Consider the following 24,914-nt stretch of genomic DNA (forward strand, 5'->3'; position numbering starts at 1 on the left):
TTATTTTGCTTATTTTTCATCACACTTTGAAGTCAGGAGGAGGTTAAAAGGATGTCTAAAATTCGAGTGCTAGATGAGCATATTGCGAACCAGATTGCTGCCGGTGAGGTCGTGGAACGTCCAGCCTCCGTCGTGAAGGAACTGGTGGAAAATGCGATTGATGCGGGCGGTACACGAGTGGACGTATGGGTAGAAGAGGGCGGCCTGCAAAGTATTCGGGTGACGGATAATGGCAGTGGGATAGAGCCTGAAGACGTGGAAACGGCATTTTATCGGCACGCGACAAGCAAAATCGGACATGGCCGCGACCTATTCCAAATCACAAGTCTCGGCTTCCGGGGAGAGGCATTGCCCAGTATAGCGGCTGTATCGAAAGTAGAGCTGCTCACAGCAGCAGGAGATGACGGCCGTGCCCGTAAACTGGTGATTGAGGGCGGTAAACTGGTACTTCACGAGGATGCTGCTGGTAGGCAGGGGACGGATTTTACCGTACGCGATTTGTTTTATAATACACCTGCACGGCTAAAATATATGAAAACAATCCAGACGGAGTTGGGGCACATTTCGGATGTATTGTACCGAATGGCGCTTTCGCACCCGGAAGTGGCCTTCACATTGCGGCATAATGGCAATACATTGCTGCAAACGCTGGGAAATGGCGATTTGCTCCAAGTGATAGCTGCTATTTACGGAACTTCTGCGGCAAAATCAATGTTGATGGTGGAAGGAGAAAGCCTTGATTACCGAATAAGCGGCTATGTCAGTCGCCCAGAGTGGACCCGATCGAATCGCAATGCAATTTCGACAGTAGTGAATGGACGATTTGTGCGAAGCTATGGGCTCAATCAGGCACTGCTCAAGGCGTATCATACTTTGTTGCCGATCAATCGTTATCCGCTGGCTGTGATCCAACTGGACATGCATCCTTCGTTGGTGGATGTTAACGTCCATCCAGCCAAGCTGGAGGTGAGGTTCAGTAAAGAAGCTGAACTGTTTCAGTTGGTTGAAGATTCGGTAAAAGCTGTTTTAGGGCAGCAAGTGCTGATTCCGAAGGCAGTTAAACGCGAAATTGGCGGTAAGGATAGTGGCTCGTTTGTGCAGGAGCAGTTTCATTTCTCGAAAGGAAATGGTGCAGAAGTAGATGCTTCTTCGGATAATGGTCATAATCGAACGTTACCTCTTTCTATGGCTTCGCCGCAGGTCCAGGAATCGACACAATCCAATCACATGACCAGTAATGAAGAGAAGAAGAAGATTAGCCAGGAGCGTGAGCAACATCCGAGTAGGGAGAGGAGCCATTTAGTCAATGGACAGGCAAACACTCTCGCTCGTCAAAGTATCAGTGATGACGAACTGGATGCAGATTTTGTGGAAGAAAACAACGGGAGTGATGATAGAGGGAGCGTGTCACTTTCTGATGGGACGACTACACGGATATCCACAGGAGATCATGCCGAAACAGATGTCTCTTCCTCGTACAGCGAAGGGATACAGGAAACGGCTGCTTCTGCTGCTTACCGTTCTTCTGTTTCACCCATTGCAGACAACACTACTAAATCCACGGATCAGAAGCCGCACCAGGAACGTCTGAATACAGATCAATTAGCAGCGTTGTCGGGGGCAGTCCCTGAGGTGCCTACTTTTCCTGAGCTGAATTTAATCGGTCAGCACCATGGAACCTATCTGATTGCACAGAACGACCAGGGCTTGTATTTAATTGATCAGCATGCCGCCCATGAACGGGTCAATTACGAATTTTATTACGAAAAATTTGGCAATCCTGAATCAGTATCACAGGAGTTGTTACTGCCAATTACATTGGAATTTACACCTTCCGAAACGGAAAAATTGAAAACAAGGTTGCATTGGTTTGAACAGGCGGGGGTGTATTTGGAACATTTTGGCGGGCAAACCTTCCGTGTCAGCTCATATCCGTACTGGCTCCCCAAAGGAGAAGAAGCGGATGTCATTGAGGAAATGGCTGGATGGGTGCTGGAGGAAAAAGCCATTGATCTAGCTAAACTGCGGGAGGCAGCCTCAATCATGTGCTCCTGCCGGGCTTCGATTAAAGCAAATCAGAAGCTGACTGACCGACAGGCTGTCGTGCTGTTAGAGCGTTTGGCAGCCTGCAAACAACCCTATACCTGCCCCCATGGGCGCCCCATCGTTGTTTCCTTTTCCACATATGATTTGGAGAAGCTGTTTAAAAGAGTAATGTAAGGGAGTACAAATATGTTGCAAGATTGGGAAAACCGTGAAGAAGAAAAGCAGATAATGTTTCGTGAGAAGCAAACTGAATTACTGGTTACGACAGGTGATTCTCCCTCGGACGAGGTTGTGGAGCGCGCGAAGCTGCTTGCAGCCGAGCTTGGGGTGCTGTACGCCCCACGTCGTGGCATATCCGTAGCTAAGCTAATCGCTGCTCACAGAGTCCGTCAGGCTCTGGTGCTGGTGCAGGGAGGGGTGAGGCTGATTAGTCCGGAACAACCACCGATGGTTTTTCATCCAAGCATGGGATTCATTCGAGCCAAAAGGGTATTAAAGGGCGAGGCTGATCCGATGTTGACGGCTGCCCGACTTACCCCGGGTGATACCGTGCTGGATTGCACGGCCGGGCTAGGTACGGATTCACTTTTATTTTCCATTGGAACGGGAAGTTCTGGACAAGTCACAGCTGTGGAGAGTTCCTTCCCTGTCTATGCATTAATCAAGGATGGGATGAGACATTACCGTTCCGGTAATGCTGCAGTAGATAGAGCCTTTTCCGACATTGACGTTCGTTTTGGTCATCATCTGGACTATTTGCGTAGCTTGCCGAACCGCAGTGTAGATATTATTTATTTTGACCCGATGTTCCGTGATCCGTTGCTTGATTCCAGTGCAATCGGTCCATTGAGAGGATTGGCCAATCCAGATGCATTGAATGAAGAAAGTATTGCTCATGCGAAAAGGGTTGCAAGAAAAACAATTGTATTGAAAGAAAAAAGGGGTAGCGGAGAGTTTGCCCGCCTCGGCTTCCGTGTGGAGCAACGGGGCACAACGAAAACAGTGTACGGAGTGATTGATATTGACAGTGGCATCTAAGCCTAAACTACTTGTTCTTGTTGGCCCGACTGCGGTTGGCAAGACGAAACTAAGCATCGAAATGGCTCGACAATTTGACGCGGAAATTATTTCCGGGGATTCCATGCAGGTATACCGTCATATGGACATTGGAACTGCCAAAATTTCCGAACAGGAAATGAAAGGAATCAAGCACCATTTAATCGATATTCATGAGCCTGAATACCCATATTCAGTAGCCCGATTTCAGGAAGACTGTCGTCGTCTCATACCTGATATTCAATCTAGAGGAAAGCTACCTTTCATCGTAGGCGGAACGGGTTTGTATGTAGAATCGGTTTGCTATGAATACCAGTTTTCTGAGGTAGGGGCAGATGAAGCTTTTCGTCAGGAACAGCTTGACTATGCCGATCAGTATGGAGCCGACGCGCTTCATGCGCGACTACAGGCAGTTGATCCCGAAAGCGCACTTCGTCTGCACCCAAATGATCGTCGTCGAGTCGTGAGAGCGCTGGAAATTTACCATGTTAGCGGAACAACACTTAGCTCTCAACTTGCCAGTCAAAAAAAGGAATCTCCCTATCAACTCTGCATCGTAGGTTTGACAATGGATAGGCAAATGCTATATAAACGTATTGAAGACCGAATTGACGGGATGCTCGATCAAGGGCTTGTTGCTGAGGTAACCTCCTTAATGGAACGGGGAGTGCGAAGCGATGCCATCTCCATGCAAGGTCTAGGCTATAAAGAGATATCCTCCTACCTGCGGGGAGAGGTGTCTTTGGAGGAGGCGGTGACTTGGCTAAAACGGGATACGCGTCATTTTGCGAAGCGACAGCTCTCGTGGTTTCGCCATATGAAGGATATCCAGTGGGTAGATGTCACTGATTTCGAAAATTTTTCTGCTCATGCAGCCCGAATACACGAAATTATAGCAGGAAAGTTCCGGACAGACCTTGAATATACTTCAAAACAATCCAAATGATTATTGGGGGTACGGCTAAAATGAACAAGTCTATTAATATCCAAGATACGTTTCTGAACCAATTGCGCAAGGATTCTATACCTGTAACGGTATACCTCATCAATGGATTCCAGGTGCGAGGAACGATTAAAGCATTTGACAATTTTACAATTGTTATCGATTCGGATGGGAAGCAACAGCTGATCTACAAGCATGCCATCTCCACCTTCACACCGCAACGCAACGTATCGCTTGTACAACAAGATAACGCTAGCGATAACTGATTACGGCTGGACGGCCGCCCGGGTAATGAAACTTTTCAGGCGTCCGTCTCGTCTAACTGTATAGGAATGTGACCGGGAGCAACCTGATCAGGGTTGTTCTTTTCATTCCGTTTACTTTCATGCTGCCGACAGCTAGCTTTAAGCTTACGCTCGGCGACATTATGATTATTCGCGAAAGGGAGTCAGGGGAATGCCAAACGATTCATTGTCCAGATCCGGCAATCGCAATAGAAACACATCTAAAGAGAAGCCGAAGGGCAAGAAAAAGAAAATAACAGGTAAGCGAGTTGGGTGGACGCTGTTTATTACAGCAGCATTAGCCATATTTTGCGCACTTGGTGGTTATTTATTTGTCATGGTTAATGGCGAAAAAATCTACAAAGCCAACAAGGACAAAATTACTGTGAATGAGACATCAAAGGTTTATGACCGCAACGGTGTGCTCATGGGTGAGCTGTCTGTGCAAAAAAGTGATCCTGTGAAAAGTGAAGAAATTCCACCGTTGCTCAAAAAAGCTTTTATCGCAACCGAGGATAAGCGTTTTATGGAGCATCAAGGAGTTGATATTTGGTCTATCGGTCGGGCGGCAGTGAAGGATATCGTTGCTCGTTCTGCAGTGGAGGGCGGCAGTACGCTGACTCAGCAGTTGGCCAAAAACTTGTTTTTGACACGTGACAAAACCTTTTTCCGTAAAGCAACAGAGGTATCCATCGCAATGGCGCTGGAGCGGAATTTGACTAAAGATGAAATTATTACGCTATATCTGAATCGGATATGGTTTGGACGCTCATATTCTGGAATTAAGGCAGCGTCGGAAGGCTATTTTGGAGAGTCAGACTTAAATAAATTAAAGTTGTGGCAAGTCGCTACACTGGCGGCTATTCCGAAAGGACCCTCCAAGTATAACCCGATCAGTAACCCGGAAAACTCAAAGGCCCGGCGTGCTGTGGTTCTCCAGCTGATGTTTGAGCAGGGAATGATTGGAAAGCAGGAAATGGAAGAAGCCAAAGCTATAAATTACGATTACAAACAACCGGAAAAAGTACAAAAGTATCAAAATTTTATGGAATATGTCATGGATGAGGCAGAGGATGCCTTGCCAGGAGTCAGCGGCAATGATCTGATTATTGGCGGTTATAAAATTCATACGACAATGGATGCTCAGGCTCAAAATGCGTTGGATCAAGCGATGGCAGATGATGATATGTTCGAAAAAAGTCCCGACGATCAGCCTGTCCAAGCCTCTATGGTTATTATTAACAACCAAACAGGTGGTATTGCCGCGATGGCACCCGGACGGGATTACAAAAAGGGAACCTTTAATCGTGCGACGCAGAGCCGCAGACAGCCAGGATCGGCCTTTAAGCCGATTGTAGCCTATGCGCCAGCTCTTGAATCCGGTAAATTTACGATAGATACTCCTTTGAGTAACGAACGGCAGAGTTTTAACGGATACAGTCCGAAAAACTTGCATGGTTACTCTTCGACCATCAGCATGATGGATGCCATTACGAAGTCTGAAAATATACCACCTGTATGGTTGTTGAACCAAATCGGTGTGGAAAAAGGGGTTCAATTCGCCGAGAGCGTAGGCATACCGATGGACAAAAATGATCACTCGCTTGCTATTGCATTGGGGGGATTAAGCAAAGGAACAAATACTCTTGAAATGGCGCAGGCTTACAGCGCTTTTGCCAATAAAGGACAATTCCAAAAAGCTTACTCCATTAAGCAAATTAACAATAGCGATGATCAAGTGGTTTATACTCATAATGAGGAATCCAAATCTGTTATGAGTGAGAAAACGGCTTATGAAATGACAAAAATGATGCAAAATGTGGTCAATAGCGGTACAGGTCGTAAAGCACGTATCGACTGGCCTGTAGCTGGTAAAACGGGTACGACCCAAAGTGGAATCAGCGGCAACAGTGGTAACCGGGACATCTGGTTTGTCGGTTATACGCCGGAATATACCGGAGCGGTATGGATGGGGTATGACAAGCCAGATAGCAAGCATATGTTGAGAAACTCTAGCGGACAGTCGGCAGCCTTCTTCGGAAGGGTTATGGGTGAAGCACTCAAGGGACACCCAGTGACGCAATTTAGCGAGCCGAAGGGATATGAACCACCGGTTGAGGAGAAGCCAGAAGAGCCGGTTCAGGCCACCGCTCCAAGCGGACTGAGCGGGTCGTATAGTCAGGATACCCAAATTGTATCGTTGTCTTGGAATGCGGCAGAGGGAGACAATGTACAATACCGTGTTTATCGTAAAGAGTCTTCCGAAGGAAGCTTCCGGACGATTATGGAGGCGATGAGAGGCACGAGTGGTGAAGATACGTCTCCTGTAGCTGGAAAGACGTATCAATACTATGTCGTAGCTTATGGAGCGGATGGTAAAGAATCCGCAGCTTCCAACACGATTAGCGTAGAAATTCCAGCAGAAACTACTCCGATAGATCCGCAGCCAGGAAACGATCCTAATCAGGATGGAACCGTACCGGATAATGGCGAGAATATAGACGGTCAGAATGGCACGGACCAGGGGAATACACTTCCTGGAGGCACCGATAACGGTACTGGTTCTGAACAAGCTCCAACGTCTCCTGGAGTTAACAATGGAAATGGTACTGGAGGTACAGGAAACAGTAACGACAATTTTGGTAACGGAAACGATACAAATCAGGGGAATGGTCAGACGACTACACCGGATTCAGGTATAACTGATGAAAATACTATGACCAATCCAGAAAATACAGATGCATCTACCACAGGTGCTATAATGGATGGAAATCAGGAAGGCAAATCCAACGGTCATTCCAACTCCAATCGTGGACGTCATAACCGGGATTAGCAAATATGTTTTATGTAAGATGATATTGGCTTTAAATCAAAGGTATTTTCGGACTGTTTTGACAGTCTGAAAATACCTTTTTTTGCTGTAATATAGGGGTTATTTTTGAGTGTATAGTTTAAATATGGTAAGCTGGTTTTACCAATGTTGGAGAGGAACATCATTTATGAAGCGCAAATTCGGAGACCGGGCCAACTGGCGAAGAATCACCAATCGCAAGTTTGCTTGCCGGTATGTAGAAAGTGATGCGTTTACAGGATATGTGACCCTGTATACTATTTTGAGTCTCAAGGAGCCATTATGGAAAAGTTATGGTGGTCATACGTTTTGCATAGCCGATAAAGGTTATTCCTGGTTGCAATATTATCCAAAAGGTAAGCATTATGTGGTGACTGCTATGTTTGACAATCGAGAGCAAATCGTCGAATGGTACATTGATACCTGCCGAAATCAAGGAGTAACTGATCAAGGAGTTCCTTGGTTTGATGATTTGTATTTGGATGTGGTCGTGCTTAAAAACGGTGAAATCTTTCTGGTGGATGAGGATGAACTGGAGGAGGCGCTACAACGGGGGCATATTTCTACGCAAGAAGCAGAATTGGCTAACCGAACAGCGGCTGACCTGCTACATCAGATCGATGCTCACATGTTCCCCTATTTTAAAATGTCGCTGAAACACCGGGCAGAATGGTTTCATAACGGTGATTTCAAGAGAGAACGGTGAAATTTTTGCAGTGGATTAAAAGTACTGGGACCCAACGCCATGAGCCAAAAAACAGGCAAAGTCGCAATGGGAAAATATTTATGGTATCGAAGCGTCTCATACTTGGTTTGATGATTTTCATTTTGGTCGGATTGGTATGGGCAGGTATCCGAGTATGGAATATGAATACAGCTGCCTCTACCACTCCGCTTCAGCATGCACAAATTGGTATCGTACTAGGTGCCTCTATGTGGGGAGCTGAGCCCAGTCCTGGTTTAAAAGAAAGATTAGAAGAAGCCTTGCGGTTATATCGTAACGGGATGGTGCAGCGACTAATTCTAAGTGGAGGACTGGATCAACCTGATTTTCCGTATACGGAGGCCGAGGGGATGCAACGCTACTTGGTAGATAGAGGAGTCCCTGTACAGCATATTGTGTTAGAAAACCAGGCAACCAGTACTTACGAAAATTTGCTCTACAGCCAGCGTATCATGAAGGAATATGGCTGGAACTCCACCGTAATCATCACACATAGCTATCACGGTCCTCGCGCGTTGGAGATTGCTCAATTTTTGAATTTCGATCATCCCCAGCTGGCTCTGACCGAATCCAAAGTGCTGAATATGCCAATTCATCAATCAAGAGAAGTATTGGCTTACGCAAAATGGACGCTACAACGGTGGTGGATCAGTGCTCAAATTTGGATTGCCTGAATTGAGGGAAGGCTTTGTACGCGTTCTCGTTGCTTTTATGCTAATAAGGACATGCTGGACCGAATACATTAATAGGGTAAGCTGTGCCTGAAGAAATGTTGAGGTGATGGATGCATGAACGGACGGGGAATCGCCGCGGGCAAGCGGTCGGAGGAGAGACCTTCCAGACAAATCAATGTCGTGCTGCGTAGCCCGGAGCCGATCGCTTCGGTGACTGTGGACGAGACGGAAGCAGTGGCTTCGACCAAGTCGCAGGCGCTACCGCAGTATCTCAGTCTTTATCAGGAAATTCAGAAAGAACTCGATCATCTCGTCGGCTTGGATAACATCAAAGAACTGGTATTTGAGGTATATGCCTTTTTGCAAATCGCCCACATGCGCACTGATGCGGGTCTGTTGAGCAACGCACACGTATATCACATGATTTTTAAAGGAAATCCAGGTACGGGGAAAACGACAGTAGCCCGCATTATCGCTAAAATGTTGCAAAAAATGGGGGTACTGAGCAAGGGCCATCTGATTGAGGTGGAGAGAGCTGATCTGGTAGGTGAGTATATCGGCCACACCGCACAAAAAACGCGGGACCTGGTAAAGAAATCTCTTGGCGGCGTGTTGTTCATTGATGAGGCTTACAGTTTAGCACGTGGAGGGGAAAAGGATTTCGGAAAAGAAGCGATTGATACCCTGGTAAAGGCCATGGAAGACCAAAAAAATCAATTTATTTTGATCCTCGCAGGGTATTCGGGAGAAATGGACTTTTTTTTACGGACAAATCCTGGTCTTCCTTCTCGTTTTCCGATTCAACTGGATTTTCCTGACTACACTGTGGATCAACTCATTCAAATTTCGGAGATGATGGCTAAGGAACGGGATTATATTCTCATGCCTCAGTCTATACTCAAAATGAAGGAGCATTTGCTAAATGAGCGGAATGACAGTCTCCATGCATTTAGTAATGCACGTTATGTTCGTAATGTGATCGAAAAAGCGATTCGGCACCAAGCCGTCAGGCTGCTTAATCAGTACAGGAGTGGGCAACCCGGCAAGCAGGAATTGATGACGTTGCGACCAGAGGATTTGAAAATGGACAAAAGATAGGCGATAATAGGAATCTGAATCACATCGAATTGTATGACATCGAACGAGGGCCGGCCTGACATCAGGTCGGTTTCTGTTCGAGAGTTGACATGAAAATAAAGGAGCAAACAATATGGCGAACTCCACTCATGATACACAAACCGAAATGCAGGATAAGGCGGTACTGGTCAGTCTAATTACGGATGAAGTCAAACGATCCGGCATCAATACGGAATATTCGTTGGAAGAACTGGTGAAGCTGGCTGAAACAGCGGGAGTTGAAGTGCTGAGCGTTCTCACACAGAATAGGGAATCCAAGGACTCAAAATGGTTTATTGGCAAAGGAAAAGTAGATGAATTGCGTGCAGTTGCTGAAGAATTGGGAGCGAATACAGCTATTTTTGATCAGGAGCTATCGGGAGCTCAAGTGCGAAATCTTGAAGAGAGCCTGGATCTCAAAATAATTGACCGGACACAGTTAATTCTGGACATTTTTGCTCAGCGTGCAAAGACACGGGAAGGTATTATCCAGGTTGAACTGGCGCAGTTGTCATACTTACTCCCTCGACTGTCTGGACACGGTAAAAATCTTTCGCGGCTCGGTGGCGGAATCGGAACACGTGGTCCTGGTGAAAGCAAGCTAGAGACGGACCGTCGTCACATTCGTGACCGAATCAGTGATCTGAAACGCCAACTTGAGGAAGTGACGCGTCATCGGTATTTACACAGGGAGCGTAGACAAAAGGCCGGCATCGTCCAGGTGGCACTCGTTGGCTATACAAATGCCGGCAAATCAACACTGTTGAAGCAACTGACAGCTGCCGATGTATATATTGAGAACCAACTATTTGCGACGCTTGATCCTACCTCTAGAACAATGGAACTGCCGAGTGGAAAAGAAGTTATTCTCACAGATACAGTAGGATTTATTCAAAATTTGCCTCATGATTTGGTAGCCTCTTTCCGGGCCACTTTGGAGGAGGCCAATGAGGCTCATCTCATTTTACATGTCGTGGACGCCTCCTCAGACATGCGTGACGAACAAATGAAAGTTGTAGAGTCAATCCTGCAACAGCTTGGGGCTGCGGACAAGCCTCAGATCGTATTGTTTAACAAAAAAGATGCTTGCACCCCTGAGCAATTGGAAATGCTCCCTTCTGGGGAAGGCTATTTGAAAATCAGTGCTTTTGATGAAGCAGATTTGCTACGCATTCGCGAACTGGTTCAGGAGCATCTGAGCGGTGACACACTGAGATTTCGTATTCCTGCGGAACGTGGGGATTTAACATCGGTGCTTTATCGAATTGGAGATGTACTGCTGACAGAGTATGATGGCAATGATGTCATTTATGAGGTAGAAATTCAAAGAGGAGAATACGAAAAGTATGGTCATGCGCTTAGTGAGTTCACAGAAAGTTAACATCTAATGATGTTTTTGGGTCCATAAGATGATAATGCTCATCGTTCGAATTGAATAACAATATAACATGATTAGCCTAAGGCTGCGGAAGAGAGAGGGTCAAGAAGGTAAATGGTAGTTTTTAGTCCGGAAATTCAGCAAATTCAGGAATTAGTAGAACTTAAAATACAAGAACGTATCCAGCATATAGATCATATTGTGGATGCAAATCAGTGGAAGGTCATTCAGGCCTTCCAGCGCAAGCAAGTGAGCGATTTTCATTTTGCAGGTTCAACGGGATATGCTTACAATGACCGGGGGCGTGAAGTGCTGGAAGAGGTCTATGCAGATGTGTTCGGTGCGGAGGCAGCGTTGGTGCGTCCGCATTTTGCCTCGGGAACGCATACCATCGCTACGGCTTTATTTGGTGTGCTGCGTCCAGGGGATGAGTTGTTATACATTACAGGGCGACCTTATGATACCTTACACAAAGTGATTGGTAAGCCTGGCGATGGAACAGGATCATTGCAGGACTTTGGTGTTACTTATGGAGAGACAGCGCTGACAGCAGAAGGTAAGGTGGACTGGAAAGCGGTGGAGTCCGCAATCCATGCGAACACCAAAGTGATCGGTATCCAGCGCTCACGCGGCTATGATTGGAGAGCTTCCTTTAGTGTGGCAGATATTGAAGAAATGACGGCACGAGTGAAGAAGATAAAGCCTGATGTTATTGTCTTTGTGGACAATTGCTACGGGGAATTTACTGAGAAGCTGGAACCTACCCAGGTCGGTGTCGATTTGATGGCAGGTTCGTTGATTAAAAATCCTGGTGGAGGTATTGCAGAAACGGGTGGATATATCTGCGGTAAACATCAATATGTAGAGCTGGCATCCTACCGATTAACAGCCCCTGGTATTGGTGGAGAAGTAGGAGCCATGCTAGGCACTACACGGGGCATATACCAGGGGTTATTCCTTGCTCCTACATTGGTGGGGCAAGCGGTTAAAGGAAGCATATTCGCTGCTGCAGTCTTTGAAGGAATGGGGTTTGAGACCAAACCTGCTTGGCATGAAGAGCGTACGGATTTGATTCAGGCCATTTCTTTTAGCGGACCAGAACATCTAATTGCTTTTGTACAGGGCATTCAGCGCGCAGCCGCCGTGGATAGCCATGTGGTGCCAGAGCCGTGGGATATGCCGGGTTATGAGCATCCGGTTATTATGGCAGCAGGTACGTTCATACAAGGCGGAAGTTTGGAATTATCCGCAGATGCTCCGATTCGGGAGCCTTATATTGGTTACATGCAAGGGGGCTTAACCTACTCTCATGTCAAATATGGAGTACTTATGGCTCTGCAAACGATGAAAGAACGTAAATTATTGTGAGTTTTTCTAACATATCATTGACACTTTGCATCAGCTAAATGTACAATAAGGTGAATAATAGATCACTGGAAGGTTGATGACAAATGGGCGACGAAATTCGCAGAAATATGGCCTTATTTCCAATAGGTATTGTCATGAAGCTAACGGACTTGTCAGCACGTCAGATTCGTTATTATGAGCAGCATAATTTGATAGTTCCTGCCCGTACATCAGGTAACCAACGTCTTTTTTCATTTAATGACGTAGAGCGTCTGCTTGAAATTAAGGCGTTGATCGAGAAGGGTGTTAACATTGCAGGAATTAAACAAGTCATGAATCCGGTTACCAAGGAATCGGAGGAAGCTACAGTTATTACTGCAGATACGGAAGTCAAACGCCGTGAAATGTCCGATACTCAGCTTCATCGTTTGTTGAAACAACAACTTGTTGCAGGCAAAAGACCAGGACAGGTATCTTTGATCCAAGGCGAATTATCACGATTTTTCAACAAAAGATAATGCTGTGACTTACCTTTTGGCATAAGGTTGTTTTACTTAAAAAACGGTCTCATCATTTAAGTCATTTATGATACAGCCGATTTGCATATAGTCGTTACAGAAAGGGAGAGGTTAGTGTGAGTTATACCAGAGAAGATATCATTAGGATTGCGGAAGAAGAAAATGTTCGTTTTATTCGTTTGCAGTTCACAGATTTGCTGGGCACCATTAAGAACGTTGAAATTCCGGTTAGCCAGTTGGAAAAAGCATTGGATAACAAAATGATGTTTGACGGTTCTTCGATAGAAGGCTACGTACGTATCGAAGAATCTGACATGTACTTATATCCAGATTTGGACACTTGGGTTGTATTTCCTTGGGTAACCTCAGATCGTGTAGCTCGTTTGATCTGCGATATTTACAAGCCAGACGGCTCTCCATTTGCAGGTGACCCGCGGGGGATCTTGAAACGTGTACTTAAGGAAGCCGAAGAACTGGGATACACTTCGATGAATGTTGGACCAGAGCCTGAATTCTTCTTGTTCAAAACCGATGAAAAAGGCGATCCAACCACAGAACTGAATGACCAAGGCGGATATTTTGACTTGGCTCCAATGGATCTGGGTGAGAACTGTCGTCGTGAAATTGTTCTTAAGCTTGAAGAGATGGGCTTCGAAATTGAAGCATCCCACCATGAAGTTGCACCTGGTCAGCATGAGATTGACTTTAAATATGCAGATGCAGTTAAGGCTGCCGATCAGATTCAAACATTCAAGCTTGTTGTTAAGACAATTGCTCGTCAGCATGGTTTGCATGCAACCTTTATGCCAAAACCTTTGTTCGGCGTGAATGGTTCCGGTATGCACTGCAACCAATCGTTGTTTAAGGACAATGAAAACGTATTTTATGATGAGACGGATGAACTCGGATTAAGCCAGACAGCTCGCCACTATATGGCAGGCATTCTTAAACATGCACGTGCAATGGCAGCGATCACGAATCCAACAGTAAATTCCTACAAACGTCTCGTACCAGGTTATGAAGCGCCTTGTTATGTCGCTTGGTCTGCAAGCAATCGGAGTCCGATGATTCGGATCCCCGCATCTCGTGGCCTGAGCACTCGCGTTGAAGTTCGGAACCCTGACCCGGCAGCGAATCCTTATCTAGCCCTGGCCGTAATGCTGAGAGCAGGTTTGGATGGTATCAAACGTCAGATGGCTCTGCCAGCCCCAATTGATCGCAACATCTACGTGATGTCCGAGGAAGAGCGAATTGAAGAAGGCATTCCAAGTCTGCCTGCAGACCTGAAAGAAGCTTTGTCTGAGCTTATTCGGAGCGAGGTTATCTCTGATGCACTGGGTGATCATGCTCTGGCTTACTTCTATGAGCTCAAGGAAATTGAATGGGATATGTATCGCACCCAAGTACATCAATGGGAACGTGATCAATATCTGACGCTTTACTAAAATGTGGAATCCCTTGGCGCTCTAAGCGTTGAGGGATTTTTTGTTTTGTGGGTAATGCATCATTTTCTTGGACTACGTAGTAGTCTCCCACAATACGAAGTAGACTGGGAAGAATACAAACGCCAGCAGGGCGCAAAGAAGTGTTTAGAAACAAAAAAAGAAAAGTGTGAAATCTATGAAGCCAGTTATGGAACTGCTACTAAATTCGCTGGTCGAGCTCTGAAGTTTAAGGAAGTGCGCTTACAGTAAGATAACCAAAAGTCCACATGCTAAGAAGAAGAACCCAAAGAGAATAGATACAGAGCCCCTAAATTTCATGTCATCAATGTAAGCATCGCTTGGTTCTGAGTCACCTTTGATCTTCCAGGCTTCGTTTGCACGCCATCCCCAAGTGGGATTCTGTTTACTTAAAATACCAAGCGAGAAAAAAATAATAGCAATAAGAATAAGCATGATCCCCATTTGATCACCCCCTTTAAGTAAATTATACCAAAAATGAACGACAGATAGAAAGCATTGTCCCCAAGAGCAGATGAAACAAAAATAAGAGGGCTTTGCCCTCCATGTTACGGTAGTATTTTAATCTGAATAAGCAACAGCATTAAAGCTTTCCATTCCTATTCGGGTAGCATCTGCTGTGCAAAATATATATAAGGTATATACCAATTCATTGGATGGTGGTAGAGGGATATTGTAATCGGATGCATTGATGGTGACAACTTGTACAGCGTTTGGGTTTACTTCGGAGACACTCACGGAGTAAAGGGCGTAAGCAACGAGCGAATCGACATCGCCTCTAACAATGGAAAAAGAAATAACGGAGTCAAATGGTGGAGTGGTAGGAAATGCAAGCTCGGCTATCCCTGATAATTGTACACGCATGTTATCCCCTGCGCCCTACTTACAGTAGTGCGGAAAGGAATTTTTAATTGTATACGCCCGTAAAATGTTCTTTTATGCTGCAAAGAGTGGATGGAGCCAAGATGGCGGATTAGTGTGGAAAAACATGTAAATTAAGATGGGGAGCAACGACCATTCAATATGCTACAGGATTGGACGGAATTACAATGCTACTGAAAATCTGGAGCAAGCCTATTACAAGCATTTGGAAAATGAGATTGATTACGAAACTGTACCGTGCTGTTAAGATGGATGCGATGAGTGCGAGTAGCTGGATGACCATGTCTATAAAACATACCGTGAGTTAATTAACGATGGCAGAGAATTTCCTAAACTTCTGGTTTTTGATCTCTAAGGAGGAACATCAATGACAGAACAGAGTTTCCGTTTTTATGAAAGTTAAGCATATTGAGATTCATCGTGTTGGTAGAGTTGCCGTGCTTGCTTATAGTGACGAGACTTATAAAGTGTACGTAAATCAACTCCAAAAGATAGCGGAGGGCACCCCATGATAAGAGCCTATACCTCTATACTATGCGCTGTATTGTTATATGTTGGTGTAGTCAGTATAGATAGGTGAGGATTAAATATGGCAGATAACAACGATAAAAAAGTAAGCACCTATGAAAAAAAGTGCTTACTTTAGGGTTAATTTTATTATTAAGGGAACATTTTGTAAATGTAGCCTTGATATAATGGGCATACTTTATTGTTGCCTTTTTGTTGCCATTTATATAAAGAAATATTCCCTCCAAAGCCTCCTGTCATGTAAAATTTTTGAGTTGGAACTGTTGATTTCATATCCTCTTTAACCGTTGCACCTCTGATGCCACTTACCCATTTTTTGTTCCCTTGAGGCGGAGTATATGGTGACTCAGAAGAAATATTTGCTGAAGTTGGGACTGGTTCTGCAAAACTTAAAGACGGTACAGACAATGCCCCAAGAAGAACGGTGCCAGCAGCCAAAGCGATAATAGATTTTTTCAAAAGTAAAGCCTCCTTAGTTTGTTTATCTTCGTATGCAAACTATGGTGTAAGGTAATTATAGTGCTTAGTTTTACATTCATCTACCAAAAATAACGATTTCACCAAATAATCACATCATATAAAGAAATGATAAATGATGAATGGCAGTATACTGACTTAATTGGTGTAATGAAAAATTACGAGTACTCACTTCAACAGTTGGAAAACCGAATGGCTGCGTATGATTTACTTTTGGCGGAAGGATCGGTTGTCAAACGAGTTTCTGGTCAAGAACTGACAGCAGATGTGACAGCCAACACCGCTCTAGTTAAAGACCAGCGCTAAAGACATACCGGGTATTTCAGCTACTACATTCGCGGATAAGCGGCGCAGAGCAATTGCGAACATAGTAAACAGTTTGAAGATCAATTGTACCTTAGATTTTGTCACGACCGACTATGGACGGGGACGAAACGAGGAAAATGAAATTGGACTAAGAATGCAGAAGTAAATAAGACCGTAAGGGCTTAAAGCCTTTGCGGTCATATTTTTATTGTCTAAAGTTCTAGACTGTAAAACAAAGTAATAGTCTGACGATGCTTCATTAAGTTAACGGGCAGGATAGTTTAATAACATATCGAATTTTTTAAAAGTGGATGGTTATACGAAGTGAGTCGTTGTTAACTGAAGCGTGAAGTAGAGATAATCAAAAAGGAGATACCCAGATGGAAACAAATCAAAATATTCGTTTAGCAATCGAAGAATCTATACAGTTCCTTGAATCTACTTCGCATTTGGGGATGACTCAGGGCGAGTGCAGCCGTCGAAAATGGGATGGAGCTTGGTGGCATATGGCTGCTCTTTATGAAATGGGAGAGGTGAAACTAATTCCCGAGTCTGCTATTGTCGGAGCAAAATATTTACTCGAAACTCAGGTCTGGCCGACCTTCATCATATCCGCCGATGACCATCCAACAAGTGAAAGTGATAAGATGAAGTTGGATTGCTGCCATTGTGAACTTGCCGTATACTATATGATTCTAATGGCGTATGGCTGTGATTTGGACAAGGAACTGCCTTGGATTCGCGAATGGCTCTTAAAGCATCAGTTACCTGATGGCGGGCTGAACTGCGACCCTGAAGCTTATACTCATTCTAAAAAGAGCTCTATTGTTTCAACACTTCCTCCGCTTGAAGCTATCTTATGGCATACAGATCGTGAATTTACTGAACAGGAAGCCGTTTTCTTAGATGAAGGAGCACGTTATTTAATTGAGCATCGTCTTGTATGTTCTAAACAAAATAGAAGCGTCATCGATATGGAATGGCTGAAGCCTTGCTTTCCGAGGTTTTTTGAATATGATATATTACGCGGTATGTCCTTCTTGGCAGAATGGTCCCAACGTAGGAACAAAACGCTGCCGGTCGGGCTGCTTATTGAAGGATTGGAACGATTGAACATCTTCAAGGAAACAGGAGGCTTGCAAATGGGTAGACAAGTCTTTGATCCACAAGGCCCGTGGGGTGGACAACCCTTTCCCTTGTTAGAAGCAGTAGCTGGCATTGGTGACGTTTCGCCTTATTTAACCAGACAGTTGGAACGAGTTATCGAACGATTGGGACCGGAGTATACCTATGCATAAAGACTTCCTTTAGAAAGGATCTCATGTTGGAAGAGGAACGGACCATGATGAGGAAGGCTTAGAGGGGAAAGTTACCGTAAAACGGGAAGCAAAAGAAGAGGCTTTGTTGAGGTAGCTCAATAAACTAAACCATGAGGATTTGTTAAAATATATCTCATTCGTATCTGTTTAGTTATAAATGAAATACAAGAACAGATGTTTTGTGTGGGACGATCATTGACATTTTTCCAAATAAACCGTTGCGTTTTTTTCATTGATTCCCCTTTTCACACAACCTATAATAATGCCTTAAATGATAATCATTTTCAATTATTAGAGAGAAGGAAAGGGGCAACAAGTGTGAAGAAACAACGTGGAAAGCAAATTATACTCTGGGTAGGGAGTTTCCTCCTGTTGTTGATAATATCGGCATGCAGTACTTCTAATGCTAATAGCAGCGTGTCTGATGAACAGAAAGAGGAAAGTGAGAAAACTGTTCAATATACAACGATAACAGGTAAACAGGTTCAAATACCTGCAGATCCCAAACGAGTGGTTTATATTGGCCAGACAATTGGTGATTTCTTAGCAATGGGCATTCCGGTTGTTGGTAATAACCTTCCCCAAGATATTCCTAGTTACTATGAAGGTAGACTTGAAGGAATCGTTGATGTTGGAAATCCGGGTGACTTAGAGACGATTCTGAGTTTAAAACCCGATCTGATTATTAATGGTTATTACAAAGCAGAAGCAGATCATAATGAGGCATTGTCGAAAATTGCTACTACTATCCCCTTTAACCCTGCTCTTCCTTATACAGAACGTGTAAAGGAGATGGGAAATATCTTTGGCAAACAGGAAGAGGCAGCTCAATTGATTGCTAAGTACAAAGAACAGTCGAAAGAAATGTTTGATAAGTTTCAATTAGCAGAAGGGGAGACAGCGACAATTTTCTATCAGTTGGGTAAAACACTTTATGTTATGGGCGATCGTAGCCTGGGTGCTATTATTTATGGGGAGAACGGTTTTGCCGTCCCATCAGCTGTACAGAAGAATATTCTTGATAAAGAAGGCGTGTCTTTCGTTAATATTTCAGAAGAAGTGCTTTCAGAATTTGCTGGTGATCATTTGTTTGTAGTTGTACAAGATGATGGTGAAAGTAAAACAGAAGCTGACCGACTGCTCCAAAGACCGATATGGGCAACTTTGCCTGCAGTTCAAAAGGGAAATGTTCATGTTATTCCTAGTGAATGGAATACAGATAATTTGTTAGCTTTGGAGCAATTGTTTAAACAGATGCCACAATGGATGGACCAACAGTAAGAAATTATTTTGGCACATTCAGTTCTTTATATCGCTAGTTTTCTAAAATAGTACATACTCCAACTATTAAAAGCTGAACTATAGTTTATAGTTGAAAGCAGGTCTTTATATGTTACAATAACGATAATGATTCTCATTTTCAATTGTTGGAGAGTTGCTTATGAATCTAGCACCCCTGTATATTAGGCTGCAACACTATGATAGGTTTCGATTTGACCAGATAATTCCAGTGAACGGCCACAATGAGGGAATGAATGACAATGAAACCGATTTATGCACATTATTGATAGCACTCAGTCACGGCATACGGCTGTATGTAGACAACATTGCAATCGATCTGCGACAAGGAAGCTGCATTCTGATTTTGCCTGTACAGCGCTATACTATGGAATCAAGCAACAAAGAGGCACAGCTTGTACGCTTTACCTTTGAAACCTTTAAAGTAGAAGGAATGACTTTGAAGCCGGTTGCTCATCCACCTTTGCTTTGTGGTTCCCCCTATAATTTGTTGATTTCTCAAGTCAATCGAGTATTAGGAAAAGAAGCACGGATAAGTAACCAATGCTGTTCCTCTCCATCCACATCAGAAATGGCTATGATGCAAGGTAGACTTCAGCTCATTCTGGGGTTGATGGTTCAGTTCGATGAGCAAGTTTCCCAGTTGCAGAACAATGATAAGATAAACTTGGTTCAACAAACCGTACAGTATATGGAACAGCATTATGATGAGGACTTAACCGTTGAAAAACTTGCTAACATGGCTGGAATGGTCAGATGGCAATATAGTCAAAAGTTTAAAATAATGACTGGCAAAAAGCCAAATGATTATTTGGTCCAATTACGTATAAACCGTGCAAAAGAACTTCTGTGTAATTCCACCGAGACATTGGGCAAAATATCTCAACAAATTGGGTTTAAGGATGAATATTATTTCAGCCGGCGCTTTCATAAATTAACTGGACACACTCCGCGTGAGTATTCGAATATTCATTTTCGAACTGGGCAGAGAACCATTATCGATTCATTTGGCAGAAAAATTCAAGTTCCTAAAGATACAACACGTATCGTGACTGATGGCAAATTTACGCTTGGAGAATTACTCGTTTTAGCTATCCCCCCTGTAGGAGCGGCCCTCTCGATCATGAAAGATAACGTGATTTATCACAATAAGTTGCGAAATATTCATAATATTGGGCATTGGGCAGATCCAGATAAAATTGCACAACTACAGCCGGAGTTATTATTGCTTAGCTATGTTCATCCTGAACAAGATTTGCAGAAACTAGATGCGATCGCTCCTACTGTTATACTTAACAGTAAGTTTAGACTATTTGAGCGGTTACGGTATATTGCTAAACTGGTTGAACGTAGTAACGCTGCGGAGAAATGGATTACCAGATATGAGGACAAAGTAAGATGGTTACGTAGGCAATTAGCAGATGCTTATGTTGCTGGAGAGACGGCTGCTGTTTATCTCAAGTTTGGTACAAAACTTTATATTATGGGCCAGAGCGGATTGGCTGCCACCTTGTACGAATCTCTTGCCTTTCGTCCTTCTGCCAATGTGATGCACCTAATCGAGCAAGGGCAAGCATGGATAGAAATTCAGCAGCATCAAATAAATCACTATGCTGGCGATCGCAATTTCGTCTTGGCTCCTCGCCAGGAATTGCAAACGGTTGCTCACTGTTCACATATCGCGGCTTTAGCCGATTTAAGTAACGGTAACACTCATTTTGTGGATACTACATGGAATTATGATGATCCCATTACGCGCGGACGGTTGCTAGAGGTGCTACCGTATATATTTAATAAGAAAATTAAGTGATTAGAGGAGGCTTAAACCCTAATCACTATTAATTCAACTTTCGTCACAGGCTACGCACACCATTCAAAGGCGTTTTCGCCTGATCGCGGACAGCGCTTAACCAGCATAACTCGATTAACGAGGAATGTACTCAATTTTAGCGCAGGGAGCTCGCATAAAACAACAGTGGATGAAGAGCACAGTTTAAAAACCACTTTTGACGAATTGATGAAAATTGCTACGAAAATTCGAGAGTAATCTGATATGGGCTGCATCAAAAAAACACAAGCGCAATGCTTGTGTTTTTTTATTGCTTCTTATCTGGTGGGAGAGAGGATGAAAAAAATCAAGCAAGTGGGTATAAGCCAGCATTAAAGAGAGTTCTGCCCACCTAATACGAATAACGAAATTTTCTTAGCAATTTCTTCTTTGTCCAATTTTACTTTTCCGGAAGCCCATAAAAAACCAGCTTCATGAATTACATTCGCATAAATAGATACGAATAGATCTTTTTCCATATCTGTATATAAGTTTTCTATGCTCTTAAGCAAATACAATTTCAACTCACTCAATATTTTTTCTTTTAATTGGGGTATTACTAAACTTATATTACTTTGGCGACATTGTAATCTCGGTTGTTGGTAAAAATCACAAACAGCTAAAACAAGTTGACTTATACTTTCTTGATCCAATTTTATTGATCCTGTTGTCCGTTTTGCAATAGCATTTGAAGCGGAATTTCCCATAATGTAATTCAATAAATCGTACTTATCGTTAAAATGTGCGTAGAAAGTAGCTCGATTTACTTGCGCTCCCTCTGTTAAATCTGCCACTGTTATTTTTTCAAAATCCTTCTTAGTTGCTAAATTAAAAAAAGCGTTAACTAAAGATTCCTTAGTATAAGTTGTTCGTAAATTTCTTACTTTTGTCCCCAATTGATTCACTCCTAACCCAATAATTCTTTAATATTGTTGCTATAGCAACATTGGTAACTATATTGTTGGTTGTTCGTTTTGTGTATTGAATTTAAGATGTTAAAACAACACGTGTTGTTATATGTATACCACAAAAAAAGGAGTTTGTATAAAATGAAGACTATAGCAATTATCGGTGCAGGACCTGGATTGGGGTTGTCCCTTGCAAAAAAATTTGGGGAGAAAGGATTTAGGGTTGCTGTCATTTCGCGTAACCCTAAGAAATTGGCCATAATCGTGAACGAACTAAAGAAGCTAAATATTGAAGCGAAATCTTATGAAGCGGATGTCAGGGATTTGCCAGCACTAAAACAAGCATTAGATGCTGTTAAACAAGACTTTGGTCATATTGATGTTTTGGAATTTAGTCCCTATGCAGGACCTACGCATTTCAAGCATGTGTTAGAAACAACAGCAGAAGATGTGTTAGAACAGGTAAAAGGTTACTTACTCCCTGCCGTTCTTTCTGTGAATGAAGTAATACCAGATATGATAAATAATGCTTCGGGTGCAATTCTATTGACCACCGGAATATCTGCAATGGTTTCCTACCCGTCTGTTGGAAATGTTGGTATGGTAATGAGTGGTGTTCGTAATTATGCTACAAATTTGCATTTTGAGTTGAAAGAAAAAGGCATATATGTCGGTCATCTTTCAATTGGCACTGTCATACAAGCAGGTACGGCTGGAGATCCAGATCTTATTGCTGAGGCTTGGTACAATTTATATGAGAAAAAGGATTGTTTTGAAGATACTTTCCCACAAGAGATTAACCCAACCAAATTGTCAAACTAATATAATAAAAGAGATAAGTGGATGTCTTAAAAATCTTATAGGATTGACAGGGAGATAGAGCAGAAGAAGCGAGCCCGCTGTAGAATAATATAAGCCTATTAAACTGTCTTCAATAAAAACATCGGCAGCCGTGGACGAAAAAATAAAATCCTAGACTGCCGATGTTTGATTTAACTATTGCGTGCCTTTAGTTCAATCTTTTCTCTTTTTATAAAAGTTATGGTGCTAAGCTTTCTGCCATTAAAATCATGTCTTACTCCAAGTCACTTTGTAAAATTCTAATCCTCACCGAGTTCAATCGTTTTCGTGGCGACACGGTCATGAAATTCCCGATCATGCTCCACGAATACAATGGTTGGCGTGTACTCAAGCAGCAGCTCCTCAATTTGCATCCGGGAAATCACGTCGACAAAGTTGAGCGGTTCGTCCCAAATATGCAGATGAGCCTCCTCACATAGGCTTCTCGCGATCAGAACCTTCTTTTTCTGCCCGCCGCTGAACGCCGATATATCCTTCTCCAATTGGATGCGGGCGAAATCTAGCTTACGCAACACGGCTTTAAATAAGCTTTCGTCAATTCTGTGCTCTGCTGCATAATCGGAAAGCGTACCTCGCAAATGAGAAGTATTCTGGGATACATAGGAAACACGAAGCTGCGGATCCCGTTGAAACGTACCTGTATAGTGCAGCTCCTCAGCGTTGAGCAGGTGAAGCAAGCTAGACTTACCTGAACCATTTGGGCCTGAAATTGCAATCCGATCTCCTGGTTCAATCGTCAGACTAACGTTCTTGCAAACTGCTCTTTCCCCGTAGTAAATCGTGACGTGATCCAGCATCGCCAGTTCCGATTTGGGATACACGAGCTGAGAGATCGCAAGGCTTTCTGACTGTTCGATATTTCGGAGCAGTTTTGATTTTTCCTCTAAAGCAGTGTGTTGCCGCTGTTCAATGGATTTTGAGCGTTTCATCATTTTGGCTGCCTTATGCCCGACGTACCCCTTGTCAAGTTTGGAACCGGAATTTCGTGTGCCGTTTTTCGATTTTTCGGTCTCGAAAGACCAGCTACTAGTACGTTTAGCGGAAGCTGATAAACGCTGTATGTCTTTGTACAACTTTTCGTTTTGTGCCATTTCGAATGTATCTTGGCGAGTTTTGTTCGTCCACCAGCTGGAGAAGTTGCCTTTTTGGATTTCGATATTCGTTTTGTTGATCGCTAGAATATGATCCACACAGCGGTCGAGAAAAGCCCGGTCGTGTGAAACAAGAATGAAACCGCGCTTCGTATTCAGATAATCGGCAACAAGCTTGCGTGCGTGCAAGTCGAGATGATTGGTCGGCTCGTCGATGAGCAGAAATCGATTGTCTTGGATGAAGAGCACGGCTAGTAATACCTTCGTCTGTTCTCCTTGGGACAGCGATTCGAATGGTCGGTACAACACGTCTTCTGAAACCTTAAGCAGGTTCAGTTCACGCATCAGCTTCCAGTTCTCATAGCTTGGTACGATCTCTTCCACGACATCTAAGGTCAAATACTCCGGGTGTTCGACGGGAAATGGAAAATAATCAAAGGCAACTGGCGCGGAGATCGTACCGTTGTATTCGTACTTCCCCTGCAGCAGGTTTAAGAACGTCGTTTTACCCCGACCGTTTCGCCCCGTAAAGCCCAGCTTCCAGTCTGTATCAATTTGAAAATGAACATTTTCGAATATAGGGTCATAGCTGCCTGGATAGGCAAAAGTAAGATTGGTTACCTGAATGGCGGGCATGGCAATCATCCTTTCGTTTGGAAATAAAAAGAGCCGCAAGAAAGGTGCTTTCTTGCGGCTCTAATCCATACGAGGAAATAAGACCCCATTCTAAAGGGCCGTATGACTGTCCGGAGAGGGAGCGCAAACGAAATGCAGACCTTTCTTGCAGAGATGAAATAAAACGACCACAGCCAATCGCTGCGTCCGTTCTCTTCGTGATCTCGAGGCAAGAAAGTTCTACATGTATCCGTTCAACTCCCATCATCAAATTACATCCAGTTTATCACAATAGTAATTTAACTACAACCTGTGTTAGTTCCGTTTAGGCTGAAGCCTTGCGTAGATCGACATGCTATTTAAATTGATTACTGTTATTCAACAATCTTCTGCTGTCATT

At 43.6% G+C, this 24,914-nt stretch carries 21 protein-coding genes and 1 pseudogene; 17 read left to right on the forward strand and 5 right to left on the reverse strand.

The features are described from left to right. Positions 1-51: 51 nt before the first annotated feature. The 12 genes from mutL (at position 52) to glnA (ending at position 14,382) form a co-directional block, all read left to right on the forward strand. Positions 52-2,220: a DNA mismatch repair endonuclease MutL gene (mutL, locus tag ACXHJ1_RS18165; protein ID WP_457905003.1), complete on the forward strand. Its 2,169-nt coding sequence runs from the start codon at positions 52-54 to the stop codon at positions 2,218-2,220. Between the two features lie 12 nt (positions 2,221-2,232). Then, positions 2,233-3,084 carry a class I SAM-dependent methyltransferase gene (locus tag ACXHJ1_RS18170; protein ID WP_457905004.1) on the forward strand — a complete coding sequence of 284 codons (852 nt, stop codon included), beginning with the start codon at positions 2,233-2,235 and terminating at the stop codon, positions 3,082-3,084. Next, a complete protein-coding gene (gene miaA, locus ACXHJ1_RS18175; RefSeq protein WP_457905005.1) occupies positions 3,068-4,048 on the forward strand; it encodes a tRNA (adenosine(37)-N6)-dimethylallyltransferase MiaA in 981 nt (326 codons plus the stop codon). The genes ACXHJ1_RS18170 and miaA overlap by 17 nt, the downstream gene beginning before the upstream one ends. 20 nt (positions 4,049-4,068) lie before the next feature. After that, the gene (gene hfq, locus ACXHJ1_RS18180) at positions 4,069-4,311 is read left to right on the forward strand and encodes an RNA chaperone Hfq (RefSeq protein ID WP_013371546.1); all 243 of its coding nucleotides are present in this window, start codon (positions 4,069-4,071) and stop codon (positions 4,309-4,311) included. A gap of 190 nt (positions 4,312-4,501) precedes the next feature. Further along, on the forward strand, positions 4,502-7,162 hold the full coding sequence (locus ACXHJ1_RS18185; protein ID WP_107733478.1) for a PBP1A family penicillin-binding protein: 2,661 nt from the start codon (positions 4,502-4,504) through the stop codon (positions 7,160-7,162). 166 nt (positions 7,163-7,328) lie between these two features. Then, positions 7,329-7,886, forward strand: coding sequence for a DUF402 domain-containing protein (locus ACXHJ1_RS18190; RefSeq protein ID WP_013371544.1), 558 nt, complete (start codon positions 7,329-7,331; stop codon positions 7,884-7,886). Next, complete coding sequence (locus ACXHJ1_RS18195; RefSeq protein WP_457905006.1) at positions 7,883-8,578, forward strand: YdcF family protein; 696 nt, start codon at positions 7,883-7,885, stop codon at positions 8,576-8,578. The genes ACXHJ1_RS18190 and ACXHJ1_RS18195 overlap by 4 nt, the downstream gene beginning before the upstream one ends. Before the next feature lie 114 nt (positions 8,579-8,692). After that, positions 8,693-9,676, forward strand: a complete 984-nt coding sequence (locus tag ACXHJ1_RS18200) for an AAA family ATPase (protein WP_016822094.1) — start codon at positions 8,693-8,695, stop codon at positions 9,674-9,676. 112 nt (positions 9,677-9,788) lie between these two features. Next, entirely contained in the window at positions 9,789-11,075 is a 1,287-nt protein-coding gene (gene hflX / locus ACXHJ1_RS18205; RefSeq protein WP_013371541.1) for a GTPase HflX, read from the forward strand. 111 nt (positions 11,076-11,186) lie between these two features. Continuing rightward, positions 11,187-12,440, forward strand: coding sequence for a methionine gamma-lyase family protein (locus tag ACXHJ1_RS18210; RefSeq protein WP_457905007.1), 1,254 nt, complete (start codon positions 11,187-11,189; stop codon positions 12,438-12,440). Positions 12,441-12,523: 83 nt separating this feature from the next. After that, complete coding sequence (locus ACXHJ1_RS18215; RefSeq protein WP_007430683.1) at positions 12,524-12,937, forward strand: MerR family transcriptional regulator; 414 nt, start codon at positions 12,524-12,526, stop codon at positions 12,935-12,937. A gap of 116 nt (positions 12,938-13,053) precedes the next feature. After that, positions 13,054-14,382 (forward strand): type I glutamate--ammonia ligase, encoded by a 1,329-nt coding sequence (glnA, locus tag ACXHJ1_RS18220; protein WP_016822091.1) that lies wholly within the window; start codon positions 13,054-13,056, stop codon positions 14,380-14,382. 240 nt (positions 14,383-14,622) lie between these two features. On the opposite strand, the gene ACXHJ1_RS18225 is transcribed toward glnA, so the two are convergent. The 3 genes from ACXHJ1_RS18225 to ACXHJ1_RS18235 all read right to left on the reverse strand — a co-directional run bounded on the left by ACXHJ1_RS18225 (position 14,623) and on the right by ACXHJ1_RS18235 (position 16,269). Continuing rightward, positions 14,623-14,844 carry a DUF6199 family natural product biosynthesis protein gene (locus tag ACXHJ1_RS18225; protein ID WP_107733481.1) on the reverse strand — a complete coding sequence of 74 codons (222 nt, stop codon included), beginning with the start codon at positions 14,842-14,844 and terminating at the stop codon, positions 14,623-14,625. Positions 14,845-14,961: 117 nt separating this feature from the next. Beyond that, positions 14,962-15,264, reverse strand: coding sequence for a hypothetical protein (locus ACXHJ1_RS18230; protein ID WP_243208150.1), 303 nt, complete (start codon positions 15,262-15,264; stop codon positions 14,962-14,964). Between the two features lie 678 nt (positions 15,265-15,942). Next, entirely contained in the window at positions 15,943-16,269 is a 327-nt protein-coding gene (locus tag ACXHJ1_RS18235) for a hypothetical protein (RefSeq protein ID WP_031461613.1), read from the reverse strand. Between the two features lie 144 nt (positions 16,270-16,413). Here ACXHJ1_RS18235 and ACXHJ1_RS18240 point away from each other — a divergent pair. From ACXHJ1_RS18240 to ACXHJ1_RS18255, 4 genes and pseudogenes are all read left to right on the forward strand, one after another. Beyond that, positions 16,414-16,759 (forward strand): annotated as a pseudogene (locus tag ACXHJ1_RS18240) (hypothetical protein); the annotation flags it as partial. Between the two features lie 214 nt (positions 16,760-16,973). Further along, positions 16,974-17,891 (forward strand): prenyltransferase/squalene oxidase repeat-containing protein, encoded by a 918-nt coding sequence (locus ACXHJ1_RS18245; protein WP_107733482.1) that lies wholly within the window; start codon positions 16,974-16,976, stop codon positions 17,889-17,891. A gap of 339 nt (positions 17,892-18,230) precedes the next feature. Continuing rightward, positions 18,231-19,193: an ABC transporter substrate-binding protein gene (locus ACXHJ1_RS18250; RefSeq protein ID WP_107733483.1), complete on the forward strand. Its 963-nt coding sequence runs from the start codon at positions 18,231-18,233 to the stop codon at positions 19,191-19,193. A 160-nt stretch (positions 19,194-19,353) separates the two neighbouring features. Then, positions 19,354-21,021 carry an AraC family transcriptional regulator gene (locus ACXHJ1_RS18255; protein WP_107733484.1) on the forward strand — a complete coding sequence of 556 codons (1,668 nt, stop codon included), beginning with the start codon at positions 19,354-19,356 and terminating at the stop codon, positions 21,019-21,021. Between the two features lie 350 nt (positions 21,022-21,371). On the opposite strand, the gene ACXHJ1_RS18260 is transcribed toward ACXHJ1_RS18255, so the two are convergent. Further along, positions 21,372-21,944 carry a TetR/AcrR family transcriptional regulator gene (locus ACXHJ1_RS18260; protein ID WP_228552609.1) on the reverse strand — a complete coding sequence of 191 codons (573 nt, stop codon included), beginning with the start codon at positions 21,942-21,944 and terminating at the stop codon, positions 21,372-21,374. A 144-nt stretch (positions 21,945-22,088) separates the two neighbouring features. Between ACXHJ1_RS18260 and ACXHJ1_RS18265 the strand changes: the two genes are divergently transcribed. After that, entirely contained in the window at positions 22,089-22,769 is a 681-nt protein-coding gene (locus ACXHJ1_RS18265; RefSeq protein ID WP_107733486.1) for an SDR family NAD(P)-dependent oxidoreductase, read from the forward strand. 278 nt (positions 22,770-23,047) lie between these two features. Here the strand turns inward: ACXHJ1_RS18265 and abc-f are convergent, their stop codons facing one another. After that, entirely contained in the window at positions 23,048-24,535 is a 1,488-nt protein-coding gene (gene abc-f / locus ACXHJ1_RS18270; RefSeq protein WP_457905008.1) for a ribosomal protection-like ABC-F family protein, read from the reverse strand. Positions 24,536-24,914 lie beyond the last annotated feature (379 nt).

The sequence above is a fragment of the Paenibacillus sp. ALE2 genome, from assembly GCF_054113385.1.

Excerpts from the sequence above, each read along its gene's own strand:
- mutL (WP_457905003.1), top strand. The coding sequence starts at position 52 with ATGTCTAAAATTCGAGTGCTAGATGAGCATATTGCGAACCAGATTGCT.
- ACXHJ1_RS18170 (WP_457905004.1), top strand. The coding sequence starts at position 2,233 with ATGTTGCAAGATTGGGAAAACCGTGAAGAAGAAAAGCAGATAATGTTT.
- hfq (WP_013371546.1), top strand. The coding sequence starts at position 4,069 with ATGAACAAGTCTATTAATATCCAAGATACGTTTCTGAACCAATTGCGC.
- ACXHJ1_RS18185 (WP_107733478.1), top strand. The coding sequence starts at position 4,502 with ATGCCAAACGATTCATTGTCCAGATCCGGCAATCGCAATAGAAACACA.
- ACXHJ1_RS18190 (WP_013371544.1), top strand. The coding sequence starts at position 7,329 with ATGAAGCGCAAATTCGGAGACCGGGCCAACTGGCGAAGAATCACCAAT.
- ACXHJ1_RS18200 (WP_016822094.1), top strand. The coding sequence starts at position 8,693 with ATGAACGGACGGGGAATCGCCGCGGGCAAGCGGTCGGAGGAGAGACCT.
- hflX (WP_013371541.1), top strand. The coding sequence starts at position 9,789 with ATGGCGAACTCCACTCATGATACACAAACCGAAATGCAGGATAAGGCG.
- ACXHJ1_RS18210 (WP_457905007.1), top strand. The coding sequence starts at position 11,187 with ATGGTAGTTTTTAGTCCGGAAATTCAGCAAATTCAGGAATTAGTAGAA.
- ACXHJ1_RS18215 (WP_007430683.1), top strand. The coding sequence starts at position 12,524 with ATGGGCGACGAAATTCGCAGAAATATGGCCTTATTTCCAATAGGTATT.
- ACXHJ1_RS18225 (WP_107733481.1), bottom strand. The coding sequence starts at position 14,844 with ATGGGGATCATGCTTATTCTTATTGCTATTATTTTTTTCTCGCTTGGT.
- ACXHJ1_RS18230 (WP_243208150.1), bottom strand. The coding sequence starts at position 15,264 with ATGCGTGTACAATTATCAGGGATAGCCGAGCTTGCATTTCCTACCACT.
- ACXHJ1_RS18245 (WP_107733482.1), top strand. The coding sequence starts at position 16,974 with ATGGAAACAAATCAAAATATTCGTTTAGCAATCGAAGAATCTATACAG.
- ACXHJ1_RS18255 (WP_107733484.1), top strand. The coding sequence starts at position 19,354 with ATGAATCTAGCACCCCTGTATATTAGGCTGCAACACTATGATAGGTTT.
- ACXHJ1_RS18265 (WP_107733486.1), top strand. The coding sequence starts at position 22,089 with ATGAAGACTATAGCAATTATCGGTGCAGGACCTGGATTGGGGTTGTCC.
- abc-f (WP_457905008.1), bottom strand. The coding sequence starts at position 24,535 with ATGCCCGCCATTCAGGTAACCAATCTTACTTTTGCCTATCCAGGCAGC.